This is a genomic window from Parafrankia colletiae (assembly GCF_001854655.1).
Classification (GTDB): Bacteria; Actinomycetota; Actinomycetes; order Frankiales; family Frankiaceae; genus Parafrankia; species Parafrankia colletiae.
On record NZ_MBLM01000036.1, the window covers coordinates 164,866 to 188,727 of the forward strand.

Genomic DNA, 23,862 nt, shown 5'->3' on the forward strand with positions numbered 1-23,862 from the left:
CCCGCTCCCCGGCGCGGCGTCCTACCCGCTGGGAGGCGGGATCCCCTCCGCACGGTGCACGATCACATGCGCGCCGTCGACGCGCAGCACCCGGACGGCGGTGCCGACGTCCAGTACCTCCGCCTCCGGGAAGGGTCTCGCGGACCAGATCTCGCCGGCCAGCCGGACCCTGCCGTCCGCCCCGTCGACCCGCTCGACGACGACGGCGGGGGCGCCGACCAGCGCGTCCGTCCCGGTCCGCAGCAGCGGGCCGCGGGTCAGATGGCGGCGGGCGACCGGGCGCAGGCCGGCGGTGAGCCCGGCCGAAACCCCGGCGAAGGCCACGATCTGCACGATCAGGTCGGCGCCCGCGACCGCGAGGCCCGCACTGACCAGCGCCGCAAGCGCGAACATGATCAGTATCAGGTCCAGGGTGAACAGTTCCCCGACCAGGAGCACACCCGCCACGATGACCCAGACGACCTCGTCCGCCATGGCACCTCTCCGCGGTCGGAACTCCAACGATCTATCAGAACTCAATGGCTGCAGCCAACAGCCGCCCGCGCTTCGCGCGCCCCCGGGCCCGGCGGGGGTGCCGAGCCGTAGGCTTCGTGCGTATGTCCCAGGTCTGGCCAGGCAGCCCTTATCCCCTCGGCGCCACCTTTGACGGGTCGGGTACCAACTTCGCGATCTTCTCGGAGGTCGCCGAGCGCGTGGAGCTCTGTCTGTTCGACCCCTCGGGAGCCGAGCGCAGGATCGAGATGCGCGAGCGCGACGCCTTCGTCTGGCATGCCTATCTGCCCACCGTGCTGCCCGGACAGCGGTACGGCTACCGCGTCCACGGACCCCATGATCCCGCACAGGGGCATCGGTGCAACCCCAACAAGCTTCTTCTCGACCCGTACGCCAAGGCCGTCGACGGCGAGATCGACTGGGACCAGGCTGTCTTCGGCTACAACTTCGGCGACCCGGAGAGCGTGAACACCGCCGACTCCGCGCCGCACATGATGAAGTCGGTGGTGATCAGCCCGTTCTTCGACTGGAACGGCGACCGCCCCCCGCGCCGCCCCTACAACGAGACGATCATCTACGAGGCGCACGTGCGGGGCCTGACCATGCGCCACGAGGGCCTGCCCGAGGAGTACCGCGGCACCTACGCGGGCGTGGCGCACCCGCTGATGATCGATCACTATCACCGGCTGGGCGTGACCGCGATCGAGCTGCTGCCCGTGCACCAGTTCGTCCACGACGAGCATCTGGTGAGCCGCAACCTGCGCAACTACTGGGGCTACAACTCCATCGCCTTCCTCGCCCCGCACAACGGCTACTCGTCCGCGGGCGGCGACGGGCGGCAGGTGCAGGAGTTCAAGGGCATGGTCCGCAACCTGCACGAGGCCGGCATCGAGGTGATCCTCGACGTTGTCTACAACCACACGGCCGAGGGCAACCACATGGGTCCGATGCTGTCCTTCCGGGGCATCGACAACGCTGCCTACTACCGGCTGGTCGACGACGATCCGCAGTACTACATGGACTACACGGGCACCGGGAACAGCATGCGGGTGCGGCACCCGCACGTCCTGCAGCTGATCATGGACTCGCTGCGGTACTGGGTCACCGAGATGCATGTGGACGGCTTCCGCTTCGACCTCGCCGCCACCCTGGCCCGCGAGTTCTACGACGTCGACCGGCTGTCGTCGTTCTTCGACCTCGTCCAGCAGGACCCGGTCGTCTCCCAGGTCAAACTGATCGCCGAGCCGTGGGACCTCGGCGAGGGCGGCTACCAGGTGGGTAACTTCCCACCCCTGTGGACGGAGTGGAACGGGCAGTACCGCGACACCGTCCGCGACTTCTGGCGTGGGCAGGACCACGGCATCGCCGAGTTCGCCTCCCGCCTGACCGGCTCCTCGGACCTGTACGAGAACGACGGGCGGCGGCCGTACGCGTCGATCAACTTCGTCACCGCCCACGACGGCTTCACCCTGCGCGACCTCGTCTCCTACAACGACAAGCACAACGAGGCCAACGGCGAGGAGAACCGGGACGGCTCGGACGACAACCGCTCCTGGAACTGCGGGGTGGAGGGTCCCAGCGACAACCCGGCGATCAACCGGCTGCGCAACGCCCAGGCCCGCAACCTGCTCGCCACCCTGCTGCTCTCGCAGGGCGTGCCCATGTTGGTGGCGGGCGACGAGATGGGCCGCACCCAGGGCGGCAACAACAACGCCTACTGCCAGGACGGCCCGATCTCCTGGCTGGACTGGTCCGACGCCGAGCGCAACGCCGACCTGATCGAGTTCACCGCCCAGGTCGCCCACCTGCGCAGGGCGCACCCGGTGTTCCGGCGGCGGCGGTTCTTCCAGGGCGAGTCGATCCGCGGCTCGGCCGGTGGAGAGGACAACGCAGGTGGGTCGACCGACGGCGCGGAAGCCGTCGAGGTGGCCGCCAAGGACATAGTCTGGCTTCGTCCTGACGGTAACGAGATGTCCGACACCGACTGGGAGTCCGGCACGGCGCGCTCGCTCGGCTGTTATCTCAACGGGCACGGCATCCCGGACCCCAACACGCTCGGCGAGGCGATCGTCGACGACTCCTTCCTGCTGTTCTTCAACGCCCACCACGAACCGATCCGGTTCCTGGCACCACCGGCCAACTTCGGCACCACCTGGGAGATCATCGTGGACACGCGCTCGTCCAGCGCCGAGATCGCGGCGATGCTCGGTGGCACCGAGCTCGGCGCCATCGACGTCGAGCGGTTGATCAAGGCCGAGGACCCGCTCGAGGTCGATGCCCGCGCCACCCTCGTGCTGCGCCGTGTCAGCTGACCGGCCCGGCGGCCCCGACCGCCACCCGCCTGCCGACCGCCGCCGGGAGGGCGCCCCGGGCGCGGGCCGGGAGGAGCTGGGCGGCGGCGAGCTCCGGGTCGTCCCGAGCGGGACCTACCGGCTCCAGCTGCACCTGGAGTTCTCGTTCACCGACGCCGCCGTGATCATTCCATACCTGGCGGGGCTCGGGGTCTCCCACCTGTACCTGTCTCCCATCCTGGAGGCGGCGCCCGGGTCGACGCACGGCTACGACGTCGTCGACCACAGCCAGATCAGCCCGGAGCTCGGCGGTCTCGGCGGCCTGCGCCGGCTGGTGGCCGCGGCCCGGCGCGCCGGGCTCGGCATCGTCGTGGACGTCGTGCCCAACCACATGGCCGTGCTGGCCCCCGGCACGACGAACACCGCCTGGTGGTCCGTGCTGCGTGAAGGGCCGGACTCCCCCTACGCCTCCTGGTTCGACATCGACTGGGACTCCCCGGACAACCCGGGGCGGGTGCTGCTGCCCCTGCTCGGCCAGTCCCTCGCGGACAGCCTCGCCGCCGACGAGATCACCGTCGAGCAGGACGAGGACGGCGAGTGGGTGATCGTCTACTACGACCACGTGCTTCCGGTCGCCGCGGGCACCGCCGACCCGGCCGACGTCGCGGCCACCCTGGACGCGCAGTACTACCGCCTGTGCTGGTGGCGCGTCGGCGGGACGGAGCTGAACTACCGCCGTTTCTTCGACATCCCGTCGCTGGCCGGCCTGCGCCAGGAGGACCCGGACGTCTTCGCCGCCACCCACCGGCTGCTGATCGAGCAGGTCCGCTCCGGCAACCTGGAGGGGCTGCGCATCGACCACCCGGACGGCCTGGCCGACCCGGAGGAGTACCTGCGCCAGCTCGCGGACGCCACCGGGGGCGTGTGGACGATCGTCGAGAAGATCATCGAACGCGAGGAGGCCCTGCCCGACAGCTGGGCCTGCGACGGCACCACCGGCTACGAGACGCTGAACCGGATCACCCGGCTCTTCCTGGACCCGGTGTCCGCCCGCCCGATGGCCGCCCTTTACACCGAGGTCAGCGGGCGGTCGCCCGACTTCGCGCCGGTCGCCCGGGCGGCGAAGATGGACGTCCTCACCACCGTCCTGCGACCCGAGGTCGACCGCCTGACCGGGCTGGCACTGGCCGAGGCCCGGCGCGACCGGGCCGACCTCACCCGGGCTGGCCTGCGCGAGGCGCTGCGCGAGGTGCTCGCCGCCTTCGAGGTGTACCGCGCCTACATCCGGCCGGACGGGACACCCAGCCTGGAGGCCCGCGGCCACGTCGTCCGCGCGTGCGAGCAGGCCCGGCTCGCGCTGCCGGGCCGGGCCAGCGAGATCGACCTGATCGAGGACCTCGCCCTCGCCGGTCCGTCCGAGTTCGTGGTGCGCTTCCAGCAGACCTGCGGGCCGGTGATGGCCAAGGGCATCGAGGACACCGCCTTCTACCGGTACGTGCCGATGGTCGCGCTCAACGAGGTCGGCGGTGCCCCGGGTGACTTCCCGGCCTACCCGACGGGCCATCCCCGCAGCGCCGTCAACGAGTTCCACGAAGCCAACATCACCACCCAGCGGGCATGGCCGCTGACCATGACCACACTGTCCACGCATGACACCAAGCGCTCCGAGGACGTCCGGGCCCGGCTCGCCGTGCTGTCGGAGGACCCGCGCGGCTGGGCCGACATCCTGCGCCGGCTGACCCGGCTCGGTGAGCGGCACGCCGACCCGGAGGCGGGCTGGCCCGACCCGGTCACGATGTACCTGCTGGCGCAGACCCTGGTGGGCGCCTGGCCGATCTCGGCCGAGCGGGTCAGTCAGTACATGGTCAAGGCCGTGCGGGAGGCGAAGCTCTTCACGACCTGGGCGGACACCGATCCCGCCTACGAGGCGGCGCTGACCAACTACATCGAGAGCGCGCTGGAGGACGAGGAGTTCGTCGGCGCGCTGGACACCTACGTGGCCACCCTGGTCGAGCTCGGCCGGCAGAACAGCCTGGCGCAGAAGCTGCTGCAGCTCACGATGCCCGGCGTCCCCGACGTCTACCAGGGGCAGGAGCTGTGGGATCACTCCCTGGTCGACCCGGACAACCGCCGGCCGGTCAACTTCGGCGAGCGGGCGAAGATGCTCACCGAGCTCGGGGTGGAGCCCGGCTCGGAGCTGGCGGCGCCGCGGCGCCCGCCGGTGCTCGACGACTCCGGCGCGGCGAAGCTGCTCGTGGTGGCGCGGTCGCTGCGGGTACGGCGGGACCACCCGGAGTGGTTCGGGGAGCAGGGTACCTACCGGCCGCTGTGGGCCTCCGGTTCGGCCGCCGAGCACGTCGTCGCCTTCTGCCGCACCGAGTCGGTGGTGACGGTGGTGCCGCGGCTCGTTCTGGGCCTGCGGCGCGGCGGCGGCTGGCGCGACACGACCGTGACCCTTCCCGAGGGCCGCTGGGCCGACGTCCTGACCGGCCGACGGCACGACGGGGGGACGGCCTACGTCCTGCGGCTGCTGCGCGACTTCCCCGTCAGCCTGCTGATCCGCACCCCCTGAGAGTGCCGCCGTGCCGCCGGCGGCCCCGCGGGGGTGCCCGCCGTGTGCAGGCCGGCGGGTACTCCGGCACCAGACCCGGGCCGAAGAACGTTCCGGGACGAGCTGCTACCGGTAGACAGGAAACATGACTTCCTTCCGGGTGTGGGCACCCGCCGCGAAGACGGTCAGCCTGGTCATCGCGGACGGCGAGACCAGCGCCGGCTCCGGGCAGGACACCGTGCACGAGATGACCGGCACCGACGGCGGCTGGTGGTCCGTCGAGGTGCCGTCGGCCCGGCACGGAGCCGACTACGCCTACCTCGTCGACGGCGGCGAGGAGCTGCCCGACCCCCGCTCCGCCTGGCAGCCGCACGGGGTGCACGGCCGCTCCCGGTTCGTCGACCATGCCCGCTTCCCGTGGACGGACGTCCACTGGCACGGCGTTCCGCTGTCCGGCAGCGTGCTCTACGAGCTGCACGTCGGTACGTTCACGCCGCAGGGAACCTTCGACGCGGCCATCGAGCGCCTCGACCACCTGGTGGACCTGGGGGTCGACCTGGTCGAGCTGCTGCCGGTGAACGCCTTCCCGGGACGGCACGGCTGGGGCTACGACGGGGTCGGCCTGTTCGCCGTGCACGAGCCGTACGGGGGGCCGGACGGGCTGAAGCGTTTCGTGGACGCCGCCCATCACCGCGGCCTCGGCGTGATCATGGACGTGGTCTACAACCACCTCGGCCCGGACGGAAACTACCTCGGCCGCTTCGGGCCCTACTTCACCGACCGGTACAGCACCCCGTGGGGCCCGGCGGTGAACCTGGACACCCCCGGGTCGGACGAGGTGCGCGCGTTCGTCATCGACAGCGCCCTCGCCTGGTTGCGGGACTACCACTGCGACGGCCTGCGGCTCGACGCCGTGCACGCCTTCGTCGACAACCGGGCCCGGCACCTGCTGGAGGAGATCTCCGACGCGGTGCACCGGCTGGGCACCCAACAGCGCCGCCCGCTGTTCGCGGTGGCCGAGTCCGACATGAACGATCCACGGATGATCACTGCTCCGGAAGCCGGCGGGCACGGGCTGGACGGGCAGTGGGCCGACGACATCCACCACGCGCTGTGGGCCGCGCTGTCCGGGGAACGGCAGGGCTACTACGGCGATTTCGGCTCGTTCGACACCCTCAGCAAGGCCCTGACGTCGGCGTTCGTGCACGACGGCGGCTACTCGACGTTTCGCGGCCGCTCCCACGGACGTCCCGTGCCGCCCCGGACACCCGCCTACCGGTTCGTCACGTTCCTGCAGAACCACGACCAGGTCGGCAACCGGGCGACCGGGGACCGCGCTCCGGCGACGCTGAGCGCCGGCCAGCTGCGGATCGGTGCCGCGCTGCTGCTGACGGCGCCGTTCACGCCGATGCTGTTCATGGGCGAGGAGTGGGGCGCGACCACGCCCTGGCAGTACTTCACCGACCACACCGACCCCCGGCTCGCCGAGGCCGTGCGCAACGGGCGGCGCGGGGAGTTCGCCGCGCACGGCTGGGGACCCGACGACGTCCCTGACCCGCAGGACCCGGCGACGTTCGAGCGCTCCCGGCTGGACTGGAGCGAGCGGGACCTGCCCGACCACGCCTCGCTGTTCGACTGGCACCGCCGTCTGATCAGCCTGCGCCGCCGGCTGCCCCAGCTCAGCGACCCGGCGCTGGCCTCGGTCAGCTGCTCGTACGACGAGCAGGCACGCTGGTTCGTGCTGCGCCGGCTCTCCGGAGCCGGTGACGTCGCCGTGGTGTGCAATCTCGCGGCGCACCGGCAGTCGGTTCCCGTGGAGGGGGTGCCGTTCGACGCCCCGGCGGCCTCCAGCCCCGGGTTCACGTACATGCCGGGCCGGGTCGAGCTGGAGGGCGAGTCCGTCGTCGTGGTCCGGCTGCTGCCAGCGCACTGACCAGGCCCGCCGCTCCAGCCAGGCCCGCTGGTCCGGCCATCCCCGCCGGTCCGATCAGCGGCCGGTCCGGCGGCGGTCCGCCGCCCGGGTCAGGCCGCGGTAGAGCAGGGCGAGCCCGGCGAGGCTGACGAGCAGAACACCGATCAGGAGCGCCACGTACGTGTTCACGGTGCCATCCTGGCAGGCGCCCGGGCGACCGCGGCGGTTGCCGTCCGCGGCAGGTGCGCGGCGCGGCCGGCCGAGTCGATCGCCGTTGCGGGTCAGCCGCGTCGGCGCGGCGGCCGGCGGCCGGCGGCCGATAGAGTCGTGGAGATGCGCGTTCTTCTGTCCACGGACGTTTCTGTTCCTCCTGACTCGTCCAGGAACGCGCACGCATATCCCGCCAGTGCGCCCGGCTCCACCGAAGTTGATCTCGATATCGTCTACGGGCTGCCCGAGCTGACGGCGGGGATCCCGCACATACGGTCCAACTTCGTGGCCTCCGTCGACGGGGCCATCGAGATCGACGGTCGGTCGGGCGATCTCGGTGGCCCGGCAGATCTCCGCGTGTTCCGCGCCCTGCGCTGGCTGGCCGATGTGGTGCTCGTCGGCGCCGGCACGGTTCGGACCGAGGACTACGGGCCGGTGCCCGTCCCGGCAGCGCGCCAGGAGATCCGCGTCGCGGCCGGGCTCGCACCGATCCCACCGGTCGCGGTCGTCAGTGGCCGGCTCGACCTCGACCCGGACGCTCGCCTGTTCGGCGGTGCGGTCCGCCCTCTGTTGCTGACCTGCGAGGCAGCGCCGATCGAACTGCGCCGCGCGCTGGAGCCCGTCGCGGACGTCGTGTCCTGCGGCGAGCGGACCGTCGAGCCGGCTGCCGTGCTCGCCGCGCTCGCCGAGCGCGGGCTGCTGCGCGTCCTGACCGAGGGCGGTCCGACCCTGCACTCCCAGCTTGCCCGGGCCGGGCTCCTCGACGAGGTGTGCGTGACGCTCGCGCCGGTCCTGGCCGGACCGGCACGCCTCGGGATGATGGCCGGCGCGTCCTGGACGGCGCCGCAGCACCTGCGGCTCCTGCACGTTCTCGAAGAGGACGGCTCCCTGTTCCTCCGCTTCGGTCGCTGATCCGGCTCCCGGGCCTGGCCGCCGGTCCGCACGACATCGCGTTGTCCACAGCCCGGTGCGCGCGGGGCTGACCGCAGGTCGACGCGGCTAGCGTCGGTTCCGACCTCAGGGGCCGGACGTCCGCCCGCACCGGCGACGCCCGCCTCCGGACCTGACGGGACGGAACCGCCCATGCCCACGCCTCGAACCTCACCGACCCGAACCCCACTCCTGCGAACTCTCCCGTGACGCAGGTGACGCCGCTCCCCGGGTCCGCACCGAACCGCTTCCGGCAGGCAGCCGAGGCCGCGCTCACCGCGGTGGTGGCCGAGCGCCACGAGCTGACCGAGGCTTTCGGCGCGCTGTTCGCCGAAGCCGACGCAGGTGGCTGGGCGGGCCGCGCAGCGGACGACTGGTGGAGGGGGGCCGCCGGTCAGCGGGCGGCCGCCCTCGGCGCCCTTGACTCCTGGGTGGATGCCTGCCGGCACCTGCTCCTCAGCGAACCCGTGCGGGTCACCCACGACGATCCACGGGCCCGCCACCCCGGTCCGGCGCCCGCGCCACGGGCCGGCCAGCAGTAGTTGACGCGAGGCGCACCGTGCCCGGGCCACCTGAACGTGTCGTCGTCGATCCGGCAGCACTGCAAAGAATGGTCACCGCGATGACGGAGCTCCACCGGAAGCTGCGTACGCAGGAACGCGCCCTCGCCGCCCACGCCGACGCCGTCCCGCTCGCCGTCGGCGCGCCGGCGCGGCTACAGGCCGCTGGCACCTGGGCGGAACATGAGGTGACAGCCCTCCGCCGCCGCCTGGTTCTCGCGCAGGCGGCCGACCCCGAGGCATCGGGGGCACCAGGCGCGCCGGCGCCGGCGGTTCGGTGGGCAACGCCCGACAGGCACGAGGCCTCCGGCCAGACCGCGGCCACGGCCACGGCCGCGGGCCGGGCGCTGGCCGAGCGGCTGACCCGCCCCGGCCCCGACCACCGGGATCGCGACCGGCTCACCGACACGGTCGCCGTCCTGGGCCGCCGAGCCGACGATCCCGGCTTCGTCGCCGGCTTCTACGACCGTCTCGGGCCCACCGGCGTCGCCGTGCTGCTGCACCACCTGTTCGACCCGGCCGGCCCGGCGCGGGCCCGGCCGGCGCAGGCCGCGGAGGTCCTGGGGCGCGGCCTCGCCACCTACAGCCGGGTGCGTGTGCTGAGCGATGCGTGGCTGGGCGCGTTCAGCCGGCAGGGGCGGGCCGGCCAGGTCGAGACCTCGCTGCTCGGGCCCCTGCTCGGGCACGGGCGGTTCTCGCCGCAGCTGCTGGAGCGCCTCGGCGATCTGATGTTCGACACCACCCACGGTTCGCTTCGCGACGTCGGTCTGCTCACCGGGCCGCGCGGCGGCATGCGCTCGGGTCCCTGGTCCGCCCGCGCCGCCCACCGGGAGTACGCAGCCGCGCTGCTCCGGGCGATCGCGGCGGACCCGCGGCTCGCGCCGTCCTTCGCGGGCCGGTACCTCCCCCATCTGCTGCACGCGTCCCGGCTGGTCACCGAACTACCCCAAGGGCTGCGGCCGCATGGTGACTCCTGGTCCGCGGCGCTGGAACCCGCCCGCGCGGCGCTGCTCGCCGCTGCGGGTGGGGCGGCGGCACAGCAGGCGAGCCCGGCCGCGGCACGACAGTTCGTGGTCCGGCTCGTCGAGATGGGGGCAGCCGGCCCGCCCGGCAGGATCTCCCCGCACCTGCGGGCGGCTTACGGGCAGGTCCTGCACGTCTGGCGGGACGACCTCCACGCGGCGATCACCTCACCGCTGCCGCCCGACAGGTCACGGCCCGATGCTCCCGGCCTCGGCCTGGCCGCCGGCCAGTGGGCGGCGCTGCTGCGGGAGAGCCTGCGAGGCGGGGCCAGCGCTCCGCTGCTCGCCGCCGACGCGGTCACCGCCGCCGCCCGCATCGAGGAGCAGGCCTGGCTGGGCACCGGTGGCTACAACCGGCCCGAGGCGGGGCACTACCCGGCCAGCCCGCGCACGCTCGCCTACCACCAGGCGAACGAGATCGTCACCTTCTTCGGCACCGCGCTCATCGACGCCGCCGAGGCGGAGCTGCGGGACCACGCGGCAGCCCTCGAACAGCACCAGCGGCGCACCGCGGTCCTGCTCGACATCCTCGCCGAGACCGCCAAGTCGATCGACGTGACCAGCCTCGTGCGGACGCTGGTCAACCTCGGCACGGGGCTGACCGTCGAGATCGTCGAGGATCGCGTCCGCCGTGCCACGGCGACCCTGCCGACGGAACGTTCCCGTGCCGTCCTCGCCGCCCTGCGGGTCGGCCTGCGCATCCTCCCGGCCTGGCAGGACCAGTACCGGGCCTCGGTGACGCAGCTGTGGCGCCACCGGGGCAGCAGCCCGCTCCGCCCGGTCCGCGTCGACGCGGGCGGCGGCACCACCCGGGTGTACACCGGCGACCCCCGCGCCGACGGCTACGTCACCGGCCCGGCGGACGACTTCCTCGGCCCCGGGAACGAACCGATCGCCGTCGAGGCCATGACGCCTCTACAGCGGTCGTCCTACGGAGCCTGGCTGGCGAGCCCCGCCATCGTGGCGAACAACGATCGGCTGCCGTCCGTACTGGGCGCCCCGCCGGCGGACGTGGTGCCCGGCTGGGGGCCGGCCTGGGCCCGCGCGCAGAGCCCAGGCGACCGGGGCCTCGGATGACCCGCCACTGCGCCGGGTCAGCCCGGCCTGATGCCCAGCACCTCGGCGATGTCGAAGCTGACCGGCCGCTCGAGCTGCTCGTAGGTGCAGCTGAGCGGATCACGGTCCGGCCGGAACCGGACGAACTGCGTCGTGTGCCGGAACCTCGGGCCCTCCATGTGGTCGTACCGCACCTCGACGACCCGTTCGGGCCGCAGCGGCACGAACGACAGGTCCCGGCCGCGAGCCCACCGGCTCTCCCCGGCGTCCCAGGGAGTCCGGGTCGCCGGAGTGGCGTCCGGTACGACGGCCGCTGCGCTGTCGACCCCCGCCGCAGAACCGCCGTCCTGCGCACCTGGCCGGGCCCAGGGGTGCGAGGCGATCGGCGTGACGAGATCTGCGAGCTCCTGGACCAGCTCCCGGCGGCGCGCCATGGGGAAGGCGGAGGTCACCCCGACGGACAGCAGGGCAGGCGCGCCGGTCTCCGCCGGCTCGCCGTACAGCCCGAGCAGGAGCGACCCCACCGCGTCCGGGTCGTTCCTGTGCGGCCGGTAGCCTGCGATCACGCAGTCCGCGGTGCGTTCATGCTTGATCTTCATCATCGTGCGCCGGTCCGGCTCGTAGTGGCCGTCGGGCGGCTTGGCGACAAGTCCGTCGAGCCCGGCGCCCTCGAAGCGGTGGAACCACTCCTCGGCCACAGCCGGGTCGCTGGTCAACGGAGTCAGATAGAGCCCGCTCGGAACGCGCCGAGACGCCGCGGCCTCCGGGCTCTCGAGCTTCTCGCCGTCGGCTGCCGGCCCCGGCTCCGGCCCGGTCGGCTCTGCCGGGGGGAACGGATGCGACGGGCCGGTCCCACCGGCCAGCACCTCCTCCAGCGCCGCCCGCCGCCGTGCGAACGGCTCCTCGACCAGTGCCTCGTCGCCGAGGGCGAGCAGATCGAACGCCACGAAGGAGACCGGGGTCTCGCGGGCGAGCCGGTCGACCCGGCTGGCCGCGGGGTGCACCCGCTGGGCGAGCTCCTCGAAGTCGAGCCCGTCGGGGCCGACGACAACGATCTCGCCGTCCAGCACGCACCGCTGCGGCAGACCGGCCAGCAGAACCGTGACCAGCTCCGGGAAGTACCGGGTCATCGGCCGGGTGTTGCGGGAGGTGATCTCCAGCTCCGGGCCGTCACGGAACACCAGGGCGCGGAACCCGTCCCACTTCGGTTCGTACAGCATGCCGGGCGGGATCCTGGCGGTGGCCCGGGCGAGCATCGGCTTCACCGGCGGCGACACGGGCAGGTCCATCGGCCGATACTCCCCCATCGGGTCGGCACACCGTGAGCGTGTCGGCGTGCCCCGGCCACGCCGGAACCGGGCTGGACCGGCGCTGGACCGGCGCTAGGCCGGCGCGGCGCCGTCCGCTCCCACCGAGCGGGCACGGGTGACGGCCAGCACCCGCTCCGTGTAGGCCGGATCGCACACGATCAGGTCGGGGAGGTACGGATCCGGCTGGTTGTAGCGCAGCGGCGATCCGTCGAGCCGGCTCGTGTGCAGGCCGGCCGCCCGGGCGACGGCGACCGGGGCCGCCGAGTCCCACTCGTACTGGCCGCCCTCGTGCAGGTAGATGTCGGCCTCGCCGCGGATGACCGCCGCCACCTTCGCCCCGGCGGAACCCATCGGGACGATCGTCGCGGAAAGCGCCTCGGCGGCCTCGGTGACGATCCGCGGCGAGCGCGTCCGGCTTGCGACCAGGCGCGGCGCGGTGGTGTCCGCGCGGCGCTCCCGCGGGGGGTCCGCGCTGGAGAGCGCCAGGTCCAGGGCGGGCAGCGCCACCACCCCGACCGTCAGCTCGCCGCGTTCCCACAGCGCCACATGCACCGCCCAGTCGGTGCGGCCCGGTTCGGAGAACTCCCGCGTGCCGTCGAGCGGGTCGACGATCCACACCCGGTCGGCGCCGAGCCGCGCCGGGTCGTCCGCCGCCTCCTCCGAGAGGACCACGTCGTCCGGTCGATGCCGGCCGAGGGCCCGGGCGAGCAGCTGGTGGGACCGGGCGTCCCCGGTCTCGCGCAGGGTCGCCGTCTCGGCGAACCCCAGTTCGGCCCGGATGCGCAGCAGGAGCTTGCCCGCGTCCGTGGCCAGGCGGCGGGCCAGCGCGGCATCGCTGAGCTCGTCCGTGGCGATGTCGACCGGAACCGTGGAGAACGTGGCCGGCCGGCGGATGTCGTCGGTGCTCATCGGGTGCGAGTCTTCCACCCGCTACCGTCGCGGGTGTGAGCGCCACCTCCGACAACGATGTCGGCACGTCCGTCCGGGATCCGCGCGATCTGCGTGGGTCGTCCGACCAGCGCCGCGGGCACACCGCGCAGTCGGAGGAGAACGGGCGCCGGACCGGGCCGCCCGACCGGCCAGACGCGGTCGTCGCACCCGAGCGCGCCCGGCAGCTGCGGGCGGCGTCCGTCGGCTGGCCTTCGGTCACCCTCGACGCCCGGCAGCTCTCCGACCTCGAGCTGATGGTGCTCGGGGTCTTCGGGCCCGCGCCGAGCTACGCCGGGCAGGCGCCCGGCGGCGCCGACCAGATCCCGGCGCCCGAGAGCCCGCCGGTGCCGACGCTGACCGTCCCCGCCGCGGCGGCGGCCGACCTGACCATCGGCACCGAGGTGGCGCTGCGTGACCGCGAAGGGGTGATGGTCGCCGCGCTGCGGCTGCTCGCGCTGGAGCCGGCACCGCCCGCGGCCCGCCTCGTCGGCACTGTGGAGGGGCTGGAGCTGCCCGGCCATCCGGACTACCCGGCGCTGCGCCGCACCCCGGCGCAGCTGCGTGCGGACTTCGCCGACCGCGGCTGGACGGCGTCCGGCACCGGCGCGCCGTGGGCGGTGTGGGCCGACGGGCTGTTGCACACCGCCGATGTCGGCCGTATCCGGGCGCTGACCCGCCGGGGGAAGCACTGCGTGATCCTGGCGCCGGTCGGCGGCGCGGATCCGGCGGATGCCTCACACCACCTGCGCATCCGCTGTCTGATCGCCGCGCTGAACGCGATCGACACGGYCCCGCGCCCGGCCGAGGCGACGTTGGCCCATGAGCCGTTCGCCTCCGAGGCGGTGTCGAAGAGCGGTATCCGAGGGCGGCCGGGGGCCCCGCAGCACGGCTGGCACGCCGGCCCGCCAGAGGCGGCGCCCGCCGGCCCTGGGCAGGCCCCGGGGCCGGGTCACGGCCCCGGGGAGGGCCCGGGTGGTCACCACAGCATGCTGGTGCTGGTGCCTGTCGCCCCGGCCGGCCAGCTCGCCGCCCCGCGCGAACCGGCGATGAGCGCCACATCCCCCGGCGGGCTCACCGACGAGCCCGACGCCGGCGCGCCCGCCCTCGACGCGATGGCCGAGCTCACCGCGCTGCGGGCCCATCTGGCCGAGGTCTACGGCTGCGCCGGCAGCCTGACCGGGCCCGCCATCGGGGCTCCGGACGCGGAGGAGCTGGCCGCTCTGCTGGACGCCGGTGCCCCGCTGCCGGCAGAGCTGACGCCGCCGGGGGTAGCCGCCGAGCTGGTGCGGGCGCTGCCCCCGCGCTCCCGCCGAGGGCTGACGATCCTGTTCACCGGCCTCTCCGGCTCAGGGAAGTCGACGCTCGCCGGGCTGCTGGTCTGCCGCCTGCTCGAGCGGGGCCGGCGGGTCACCCTGCTGGACGGCGATGTCGTCCGGACGCATCTGTCGCAGGGGCTGGGCTTCTCGCGCTCCGACCGGGAGACGAACGTGCGTCGCATCGGGTTCGTCGCCGCCGAGGTCGCCGGGGCCGGTGGGACGGCTGTCTGCGCGCCGATAGCGCCCTACGCCGACATCCGCGCGCAGGTGCGTGCGATGACGACCGCCCGGGGCGCGGGCTTCGTGCTGGTGCACGTGGCGACCCCGTTGGAGGTGTGCGAGTCGCGGGACCGCAAGGGCCTGTACGCGAAGGCCCGGGCGGGGGTGATCCCCACCTTCACGGGAGTCTCCGACCCCTACGAGGAGCCGGATGACGCCGACGTCGTCGTGGACACCGCCGCCCTGTCCGCCTCCGCCGGTGTGGACCAGGTGCTCGAGCATCTGGTCCACACCGGCTGGGTCGAGGCGGAGCCTCAGTAGGCGTTCCCGCGCCGGGGCCCCCTCCAGTGGGCGGCTCCCCGCGCTGGAGCCTCTAGTAGGCGCCTTCGCGCCGGAGCACGGCGAACAGGGTGCGCCAGAGGATGACGAAGTCCATCGCCAACGACCAGTTCTCGACGTACCGCAGGTCGAGCCGGACGGACTCGTCCCACTCCAGATCGCTGCGGCCGCTGATCTGCCACAGCCCGGTGAGCCCCGGCTTGACCATCAGCCGGCGGTACACGTCGTCCTCGTAGCGGGCGACCTCGGAGGGCAGCGGCGGCCGCGGGCCGACCAGGGACATGCTCCCGTTGACCACGTTGAACAGCTGGGGCAGCTCGTCGAGCGACCACTTGCGCAGGAACTTGCCGACCTTGGTGATCCGCGGGTCGTCCCGCATCTTGAACAGCAGGCCCTCGGCACGCTCGTTACGCGACTCCAGCTCCGCCTTGCGGGCCTCGGCATCGACGTACATCGACCGGAACTTGTACATCCGGAACTCGCTGCCACCGCGACCGACCCGCGTCTGCTTGAAGATCGCCGGGCCGCGGCTGGTGAGCCGCACCGCCAGGCCCAGGCCGATCAGCAGCGGCGAGAACAGGAGGATCGCGACACCGGCGACGACCCGGTCGAAGGCCATCTTCATCAGCCGCCGCGTCCCGCTGAGCTCTGGTTCCTCGATGTGCAGCAGCGGCAGGCCGGCCACCGGGCGGATCGAGATGCGCGGGCCGGTGACGTCCGTCAGCGCCGAGCTGACCAGGACGTCCACGTCGCTGCCCTCGAGGGCCCACAGGACCCGGCGCAGCGTCTCTCCGTCCATCTGCGGGCCGATGGCGACCGTTGTCGCATGGGTGGCCTGGATGGCTGTGTGCAGGTTCTCGGAAGTGCCGACGATGGGCACGCCGAGCAGGTCGAACCCGCTGCGCTCGGGCCGGTCGTGGCTGTGCCGGCCGGGCAGCCGGTCCAGGCAGACACCGACCACCGACCAGCCTGAGGTCGGGTCGCGCTGGGCAAGCCGTACCAGCGTGGCCGCGGACTCCCCCGCGCCCACGACGAGGACCCGGTGCAGACACCGGCCCTGCCGGCGCATCCGGTGCAGGATGCCGCGGCCGGCGGACCGGCCGGCCACCGACAGCAGGGTGGCCACGGGGAACGCGATGAGCACGTAGCTTCGGGCGATCTCGGCCTTGGTCGCATACGAGGCGACCGCCACCAGCGCGGTAAGCCGGGCGGCGGAGTTCACGACCCGGCGGAACTCCTCGGAGCCGCCGCCGAGGAACCTGGTCTCGTAGGCGCGGTTGAGCGACATCGCGAGAACCCAGGCCAGCGGCAGCAGGACCGTCATGATGATGTACGGCGTCGACGAGACCGGCTTGGTCTCGAAGTCGACGACGTCACCGAAGCGCACGAAGTAGGCGAGGCCGACGGAGAGGACGCAGGCGAGCGCGTCGAAGAGCACCAACAGCCGGACGTAGCGCCGCTCCCAGCCGACCTGGGCGCGGTAGTCACGCGGGTCCTGGGATGTCTGGGCGTGAAGGAAGGCGTACTGGTTCGGGTCGACAGGCCGCCCGGGCCAGCCGGCCGCGGGCTGCGGCGGCACGCCGTTCCAGCCCGGCCCGACCCGCGGGGTGGGCGGGGCAGGCGGGCCCGGCCAGCCGTGCTGGGCCGGCGGCGGACCCGTATGCACCACATCCTCAGGTTCGAAGAAGCCGCGGGCCTGGGGAACGACACCCGTCCCGCCAGCGGGCCAGGGGCTGCCGGTGGGCCGCGGCCCGTCAGGCGGCCACGGACCACCCCCAAATGATCTTGTACCCCCGGACACCGTATCCGTCACAACAGGACCCCCCCTGGCCTTCGGCATGTCAGTTCTGGTCGACGGAACGGGCACGCGGCGACCGCCCCCCGGAGGCCCCCCCGCAGGGCCTTCCCCCGCCGGACCAATTGTCGATCAGGACAAGCCTGCCGGTGTAGCGGTTCGCCCAGACACGCGCGGACCTGTAGTCGGTACGCGCGACTCAGGGCCCCGCACTCCACGGCGCCTGTCGTGCGCGCACTCCCCCGTCGCCTGCTCCCCCGCCGTCTGTCCCCTCGCGGCATACCGAACTCCGATCTCCGGCGATCGTCCGACCCGGGCAGCCACACCGGCCCATGGCACGGGTTCACGCGCGGCGTGGGCTACCGACGCGAACCAGGGCGCCGAGACCGGCCGGACCAGCCCTGGCCCGCCTCGGCCCCGACATGCGACGCTCGTTGGTCAGGCGGCAACGTTACCGGCACCCGCGCCAGACCGGACCATCGCCCCGCCCGGCACCGAAGCCTTCTTCCCGACAGCAGGCCACCGGAACCCAACCACTATTTCGGTCACCGTCAGTGACATACGGCGACGCGCACGCCAGTAACCCTCCGTAAGAAAAACGGTCGATCATCCCTGATCGACCGTTTTGCGGCTACCGTTGGTTTCGTTCGCTGACGCTAAGCGGACAGAGACAAGCCGTGATGCTACTGTCAGTCATGGCCGGTCCGGGAGTGACCGGCCGCCGACCACCGGTTCCGCCGTGGCCCGACGGGCCCTCGGTGCCGGTGGTTCCTGCCCGCCCGGGTCGGCTCAGGCCACCTGGCTGTGGGGGCAGCAACGGGGCGGTCGGCGCCTGCCGGACGGGTGGGGGCGCCCAGGCAGGTGCCGACCTCTCCTCGTGTTCCAGGCCCCCGCTAGGGCAGCGCCGCCACGACGTCCGCGAGCGGCTTGCGGGCGCCGCTGTAGAAGGGGATCTCCAGCCTGGTGTGGCGCCGCGTCGCGCTGGCCCGTAGGTGGCGGATGCAGTCGACGATCCGGTGCAGCTCGTCGGCCTCGAAGGCGAGCAGCCACTCGTAGTCGCCCAGCCCGAAGGCGGCGACGGTGTTCGCGCGCACATCCTCGTACTCGCGACCCATCATGCCGTGCTCGGCGAGCAGCCCGCGGCGCTCGTAATCGGGCAGCAGGTACCACTCGAGCGACCGGTTGAACGGGTAGACGCAGATGTAGTCCCGCGGGTCCTCACGGCGGACGTAGGCCGGGATGTGGTTCCGGTTGAACTCTGCCGGGCGGTGCAGGCCCACGGCGGACCACACCGGTTCCAGATGCCGGCCCAGTTCGGTCTGCCGGAACCGCTGGTAGGTCTCCTGCAGCAGGTCCGGGTTCGGAGAGGTCCACCAGAGCATCACGTCGGCATCGGCCCGGTACCCGGAGATCTCGTAGATCCCGCGGGTGTAGACATCCTTGGCCAGCGCGCCGTCGAGGAGCGCGGCCACCTCCGTGACGATCTCCGTGCGGTCCGCGGGCAGTGGCCGCCGGGCCGCGAAGACCGACCAGCCGGTGTAGAGCAGCTCGTCGTTGAGTTCCCGGGCCGATCTCCCCGCGTCGGGGCCGGCCTCGGCGGCGGCAGCGGCCTGCGGCCGGCCCGGGCCGGAGTCGTGCGAATGGGCACCCCTGGCGCCAGGGCCGGGGTGCGGCGCACCCGCGGTGGGCGCGGACGCCGAGGGGGTGCCGCCGTGCTGGACGTCGTCGCCTGTTGACATGCCCTCCATTGTCCACCTCGGCGACCGCTCCCGAGCGGCCGCGGCGCGCACGGCCGGTGGCTGCGCGGGCCCCCGCCCCGCGTCCGGCCCCGCGGCCTCAGGCGCCGGCAGGCTCCGACTCGGCCGCCTGCGCTCCGCCGGCACGCAGCGCGCGCAGCACCTCGGCCGCAGCCGCCTCGCCGGACCGGATGCACGCCGGGATTCCCACGCCGTCGTAGCCCGCGCCGGCGAGCGTCAGCCCCGCCGGCAACGCCCGCCGCACGGCCGCCACCCGACCCAGGTGGCCTGGCAGGTACTGCGGGAGGGCGCCGCCCCAGCGGCTGACCCGGCAGCCGACCGGCCGGGCCGTGATCCCTGTGACCTGCGCGACCTCTGCGGCCACCACACCGATGAGCTCGGTGTCACCGCGCCGCAGGTCGCCTTCCGCCCCGGCCCGCCCGACGCTGGCCCGGATCACCGTGAGATCACTGCCGGCCGCCACATGCGGCCACTTCGCCGACATGTAGGTCACAGCCTTGATCGACAACCCGGCCCGGGGCGGCACGAGAAGACCACTGCCGGCCGGCAGCGTCACCCCCCGGTAGAGCAGGGTCACCAGGCCCACCGATGCGTACGGCACCCCCGCCAGCGGGGCGGCCGCGTGCGGCGCGAGCGGGGTGAGCAGGTCACGGGCCGCACCCGCGGGCACCGCGACGATCACCGCATCGGCGGCGAACGGCGGCGGCGTCTCTCCACCGCCCACCGGGTCGCAGCGCACCTCCCAGCCGTCGGACGTCCGCCGCAGCTCGCGAGCCATCAGCCCGGTCCGTATCCGCGCGCCGCTGGACTGCGCCACCTGCTCGGCGAACGGGCCGAGTCCGCCGCGCAGCGCGGCGAACACCGGCGTGTGGGCGGTCGCCGGCCCCGTCCGCGCCCGGACCCGGTGGGCGCCCAGCAACAGCGACCGGTCCTCCGTCGCGATCGGGGTGAGCTGGGGGACGGTCGCCTGCARCGACAGCGCGTCGGCCCGGCCGGCGTAGACACCCCCGAGCAGCGGGTCGACCAGCCGCTCGACGATCTCCCGCCCGACCCGCGCGCCCACGTAGCCGCCGACGGTCGGGTCGTCCGGCAGGGACGTCCGCGGCAGCACCACGTCGGCCGCGGCACGCAACAGCCCCAGCGGCGAGAGGACCCGTGACCGCACCAGGCCGAGGACATCCGTCGGCACGCCCAGCATGGTGTTCGGCGGGATCGGCCGCCGTCGCCCGCCGACCCACAGCGAGGCGGCGGTCGTCGTCGGGTGCACGATCGCATGCCCCAGCCCGACCTGGCGCGCCAACCGGAGCGCCTCCGGTACCCGGACCAGGAAGGACTCCGCGCCCTCCTCCACGGCCAGGCCCTCGATCGGGGTCGTCCGCAGCTTGCCCCCGACCCGGTCGCCCGCCTCGATCACGGTGACCTCGGCGCTGCCCGCCAGCGCGTTCGCGGCGGCAAGCCCCGCAATTCCCCCGCCAATGATCACGACCCGCACGTGTCTCCCAGCCCCTCTTCACGCCGTCCCCGGTATGGCGGTGCCGACCCGGCGCCCGCGGGCGCGGCGGCGCCGACCTCGCGCTGACGGGCCCGCCGGATTCCGCGGCCGGCGTCCAGTCTCGCCCCCGGATGCGGGCTGGCGGCACGGCAGGTCCCGTCAGTACACGCACCGTCGGAGCGGGACCGTCCGCTCACCGGGCGCGCCCGCCCGGTACCTGGGCCACCCGCCCCGGCCGCGTCACCTCCGCGGCACATGGATGATCCCCCGGACGGGCCACTCGCACCAGCCCGGACAGACCCGCGGACCGGGCCGACGGGCTCGGCGCCCGGCCCGACGGCGGCCGTGGCGCTCAGAGGCCGTGGCGCTCCGAGCTGTGGCGCTCAGAACTCGTGGACGAGATCCACGATGTGCGCGAGCACGCCCGGGTCGCTCTCCGGGAGCACCCCGTGCCCGAAGTTGAAGATGTGGCCGGGCGCGGCCGCGCCGCGGCGGCAGACGTCGCGCACCTTCTCCGCCAGCACGTCGGCCGGGGCGAAGACCGTGGCCGGGTCGAGGTTGCCCTGCACGGCGCGGTCCCCGCCGACGCGGAGAGCGGCCTCGTCCAGCGGGACCCGCCAGTCGACCCCGACGACATCCGCACCGGCGGCGCCCATCGCGCCGAGCAGCTGGCCGGTGTTCACCCCGAAGTGGATCCGCGGGACACCGTCGTCGGCGAACGCGGCCAGGACCCGGGCGCTGTGCGGGGCCACGTAGCGCAGGTAGTCCTCCTCGTTGAGGGCGCCCGCCCACGAGTCGAACAGCTGGACGGCGTCGGCGCCGGCGTCGACCTGGACCCGCAGGAAGCCCGTGGTGATCTCCGCCAGCCGGCCGAGCAGGTCATGCCACAGCTCCGGGTCCGAGTACATCAGCGCCTTGGTGCGGGTGTGACTGCGGCTGGGTCCCCCCTCGATCAGATAACTCGCCAGGGTGAACGGGGCTCCGGCGAAGCCGATCAGCGGAGTCTCACCGAGCTCACGGATCAGCATCCCGACGGCGGTGCTGACGTACTGCACGTCGTCGGGCTGGAGCGGACGCAGGACGTCGAGGTCGGCACGGGCCCGGATCGGGTGGGCCACCACGGGCCCGACCCCGGCGACGATGTCGACGTCCACCCCGACCGCGGCGAGCGGCAGCACGATGTCGGAGAAGAAGATGGCCGCGTCGGGCCGGAACCGGCGGACCGGCTGCAGGGTGATCTCCGTGACCATCTCGGCGTTCCGGCAGGAGTCGAGCATGGCGGTGGTGGCGCGCAGTGCGCGGTACTCGGGAAGCACCCGGCCGGCCTGCCGCATGAACCAGACAGGCACGCGCTCCGGGCGGTCCCCGGCCGCGGCACGCAGAAAAGGCGAGGTCGCGGTGAGGCCTCGACGTCGGGGCGAGAGCCCGGAACGAGGCGGCGCGACAGCGGTGGTTCCGAGGGACATGGCCCGATCGTTGCACGCCGGGCGAACAGATGCCGGGTAGGGCACACGACTGTGTGCGATATCTTCTACCCGCAGTAGAAGTCAGAGCGGCGAATCCGGTGCCGCCGGCAACGGACCCCCGAGAGGCCACAGCGCATCCCGCGCGGCCGCGGCTACGCGAGGAGATTCCGATGACCGACCCCTCCCCCCAGAGCGGCTTCTGGCCCGTGGGTGCCGCCCGGCTCGTCTCGCTGGCCGAGGCGACCTCCTTCCTGCTCCTCCTCGTGGCGACCGCGGTCAAGCACGGAGCGGACGAGGAGATCGGCGTCAAGGTCCTCGGGCCGGTCCACGGCGCTCTGTTCATCGCATACTGCCTGCTGGTGCTCTACGTGTCGGTGCTGCGGCGCTGGCGCCCCGTGCGCACTCTCCTCGCACTCGGCGCGTCGGTTCTCCCGGTCGCGCCGTTCTTCGTCGAGCGCCACTGGCTGCGGCCCCTGGATGCCACCGACGGGCAGTCCGGTACCGCCGGCCCCGCGCGGTCCGCACCCGCGGGCTGAGCGACCGGGTGCGGTCCGCGAGCGGGCCGGCACGAATCGCCACCACCCGCTCGGATGGCGCTTCGGCCCCGCACCGCGCACAGCCGACCTGACGCGACACGCCGGGGGGAATGCGCGGAGAACCGCCCCACCCATGGCACCGTCAGTCCAGTCGGAATGGGCGGCAACGGTCGGCGATGTACCACGATCAGCCCACTTCCGACCGGCCAACGGCGGCAGGATTTCTCGTCGACGCAACCCCCCGGGTGGAACACATCCCCCAGGTGGGCGGCGGCGCGGGCTCGTCCGCGCCATGCGGTCGAGGTATTGCGCGTCCTTGCGCGCCATGGCGGGCCCGGTCCGGAGCGAGATCCGGCGGCAGCCCCGCCGCCTCGATGGCCCGTGGGTCGCAGCCAGGTGAACAAGGCGGTCGTGCCCCGGGGAGTGATGCGCGAGTGGACCAGGTCCGGGTGAGCACCGACGAGCACGTCCAGCACTGCCCGGCATGCGGGCGTGACCAGCGGTTCGAGCAACCCCCCTGCGAGGACGGCCACGGCGCCGACTGCCCGGAGCGGGCCTGTGTTGCCTGCGGCCACGCGGTGTTCGTCGGACTCGTCCCCGCGCCCGTTCCCGTCACCGCGACCGCGGTGGTTCCCGCGGGTACCAACGCCAGGACCGCCGCGTGAGCCTGCACAGCCCCGTCCCGGAGCCGGACGTCCCGGCTGGCCCGTTCCGGCCCCCCGTTCGCCCGGCGGCGGCGTTCGGCGCCGCCCGGCCCGCGCCATCATCACCCCCCGAACAGGCCCCACCACCCTGGGCCAGATCGGGCCATGCCCGCCCGGATGGTGCCAGGCGCCCGTCTCCGGCGTCCGACCAGCGTGATCACGGTGCAGCCCCTAACGTTGCCGCCATGGGGGGAACGCGGTCGCAGCTCAGTGCGCCTGCGCTCTTCGTGGCCGCCACCGACGCGCTGCGAGATGCGCTGGCGGACCTGCGGTCCGACGTGAGCATTCGGGAGATTCCCGCGCCGTCGCGGATCGCGCCGTTCGCGTTCGCGCTCGCCGGCGGCCTCACCGACGACGACGAGGCCGCCTCGGGCCGGTTCGTCCTGCTCTTCGACCCGGACGGCCAGGACGCCTGGGAGGGGAGCAGCCGGGTGGTGTGCTACGCCCGGGCGTCCGTCGACCCCGAGGTGGCGGACGATCCGCTGCTGCCCGGTGTCGCCTGGTCCTGGCTGCGGGAGTCGTTGCAGTCGCACGGCGCCCAGGTCCGCGCCCTCGGCGGCACGGTGACCACCACCTCGTCCCGCCGGTTCGGGGTCCTCGCCGCGGACGGCGACAACTTCGACGTGGAGCTGCGCTGCTCGTGGTCACCGGACTGGGCGTCACCGGACTGGGCGTCGCCGACATCGGCCGTTCCGGGGGGGAGCGATCCGGGCCCGGCGAGCCCGGGCGGGGGCACCGATCCGGGCCCCGGCTGGGATCCGCTGGACGCGGCAGCGCACCTGCACTCGTTCGCCGATCTCCTCGCGGCGATGGCYGGTCTTCCGCCGCGCCTCTCCGGGGTCGTGCCGCTACCTGCGCGTCGGGCCTGAGTCATCACGTCGCGCCCGGTGCGGACACTGCGCGCCCGGTATGTCAACAGAACGCAGCCATCATGACTACTCGTACGCTAAGAACGAACACTAAGCGTATAATCA

The 23,862-nt window shown here is 73.4% G+C and carries 17 protein-coding genes; 10 read left to right on the top strand and 7 right to left on the bottom strand.

The window, feature by feature from the left end; genetic code table 11:
• Nucleotides 1-21 precede the first annotated feature (21 nt).
• On the bottom strand, nt 22-474 hold the full coding sequence (locus tag CC117_RS06435; RefSeq protein WP_071082816.1) for an NfeD family protein: 453 nt from the start codon (nt 472-474) through the stop codon (nt 22-24).
• A 122-nt stretch (nt 475-596) separates the two neighbouring features.
• Between CC117_RS06435 and glgX the strand changes: the two genes are divergently transcribed.
• The 6 genes from glgX to CC117_RS06465 all read left to right on the top strand — a co-directional run bounded on the left by glgX (nt 597) and on the right by CC117_RS06465 (nt 11,045).
• Nucleotides 597-2,804 carry a glycogen debranching protein GlgX gene (gene glgX / locus CC117_RS06440; protein ID WP_071082817.1) on the top strand — a complete coding sequence of 736 codons (2,208 nt, stop codon included), beginning with the start codon at nt 597-599 and terminating at the stop codon, nt 2,802-2,804.
• Nucleotides 2,794-5,355, top strand: a complete 2,562-nt coding sequence (treY, locus tag CC117_RS06445; RefSeq protein ID WP_241829878.1) for a malto-oligosyltrehalose synthase — start codon at nt 2,794-2,796, stop codon at nt 5,353-5,355. Before glgX ends, treY begins: the two co-directional genes overlap by 11 nt.
• A 124-nt stretch (nt 5,356-5,479) precedes the next feature.
• On the top strand, nt 5,480-7,267 hold the full coding sequence (gene treZ / locus CC117_RS06450) for a malto-oligosyltrehalose trehalohydrolase (protein ID WP_071082818.1): 1,788 nt from the start codon (nt 5,480-5,482) through the stop codon (nt 7,265-7,267).
• Between the two features lie 312 nt (nt 7,268-7,579).
• Entirely contained in the window at nt 7,580-8,368 is a 789-nt protein-coding gene (locus CC117_RS06455; protein ID WP_071082873.1) for a pyrimidine reductase family protein, read from the top strand.
• Nucleotides 8,369-8,592: 224 nt separating this feature from the next.
• On the top strand, nt 8,593-8,928 hold the full coding sequence (locus tag CC117_RS06460) for a hypothetical protein (RefSeq protein WP_071082819.1): 336 nt from the start codon (nt 8,593-8,595) through the stop codon (nt 8,926-8,928).
• 80 nt (nt 8,929-9,008) lie between these two features.
• Entirely contained in the window at nt 9,009-11,045 is a 2,037-nt protein-coding gene (locus tag CC117_RS06465; protein WP_241829879.1) for a hypothetical protein, read from the top strand.
• Between the two features lie 17 nt (nt 11,046-11,062).
• Here the strand turns inward: CC117_RS06465 and CC117_RS06470 are convergent, their stop codons facing one another.
• Complete coding sequence (locus CC117_RS06470) at nt 11,063-12,313, bottom strand: ATP-dependent DNA ligase (RefSeq protein ID WP_241829880.1); 1,251 nt, start codon at nt 12,311-12,313, stop codon at nt 11,063-11,065.
• 93 nt (nt 12,314-12,406) lie between these two features.
• Entirely contained in the window at nt 12,407-13,243 is an 837-nt protein-coding gene (locus tag CC117_RS06475) for a 3'(2'),5'-bisphosphate nucleotidase CysQ (protein WP_071082822.1), read from the bottom strand.
• 35 nt (nt 13,244-13,278) lie between these two features.
• Here CC117_RS06475 and cysC point away from each other — a divergent pair, with 35 nt between their 5' ends.
• Entirely contained in the window at nt 13,279-15,120 is a 1,842-nt protein-coding gene (cysC, locus tag CC117_RS06480; protein WP_071082823.1) for an adenylyl-sulfate kinase, read from the top strand.
• Nucleotides 15,121-15,172: 52 nt separating this feature from the next.
• On the opposite strand, the gene CC117_RS06485 is transcribed toward cysC, so the two are convergent.
• From CC117_RS06485 to hemE, 4 genes are all read right to left on the bottom strand, one after another.
• Complete coding sequence (locus tag CC117_RS06485) at nt 15,173-16,807, bottom strand: sugar transferase (protein ID WP_116287712.1); 1,635 nt, start codon at nt 16,805-16,807, stop codon at nt 15,173-15,175.
• A 1,019-nt stretch (nt 16,808-17,826) separates the two neighbouring features.
• Entirely contained in the window at nt 17,827-18,672 is an 846-nt protein-coding gene (hemQ, locus tag CC117_RS06490; protein ID WP_407673480.1) for a hydrogen peroxide-dependent heme synthase, read from the bottom strand.
• Between the two features lie 97 nt (nt 18,673-18,769).
• Nucleotides 18,770-20,182: a protoporphyrinogen oxidase gene (gene hemG, locus CC117_RS06495; RefSeq protein ID WP_071082826.1), complete on the bottom strand. Its 1,413-nt coding sequence runs from the start codon at nt 20,180-20,182 to the stop codon at nt 18,770-18,772.
• Between the two features lie 383 nt (nt 20,183-20,565).
• Nucleotides 20,566-21,648: a uroporphyrinogen decarboxylase gene (gene hemE, locus CC117_RS06500; protein WP_071082827.1), complete on the bottom strand. Its 1,083-nt coding sequence runs from the start codon at nt 21,646-21,648 to the stop codon at nt 20,566-20,568.
• Between the two features lie 170 nt (nt 21,649-21,818).
• On the opposite strand from hemE, the gene CC117_RS06505 reads away from it, so the two are divergent.
• From CC117_RS06505 to CC117_RS06515, 3 genes are all read left to right on the top strand, one after another.
• Nucleotides 21,819-22,184 carry a DUF3817 domain-containing protein gene (locus tag CC117_RS06505; RefSeq protein WP_071082828.1) on the top strand — a complete coding sequence of 122 codons (366 nt, stop codon included), beginning with the start codon at nt 21,819-21,821 and terminating at the stop codon, nt 22,182-22,184.
• A gap of 449 nt (nt 22,185-22,633) precedes the next feature.
• Nucleotides 22,634-22,849: a hypothetical protein gene (locus tag CC117_RS06510; RefSeq protein ID WP_084131649.1), complete on the top strand. Its 216-nt coding sequence runs from the start codon at nt 22,634-22,636 to the stop codon at nt 22,847-22,849.
• Nucleotides 22,850-23,073: 224 nt separating this feature from the next.
• A complete protein-coding gene (locus tag CC117_RS06515; RefSeq protein ID WP_071082830.1) occupies nt 23,074-23,757 on the top strand; it encodes a DUF3000 domain-containing protein in 684 nt (227 codons plus the stop codon).
• Nucleotides 23,758-23,862: the final 105 nt, after the last annotated feature.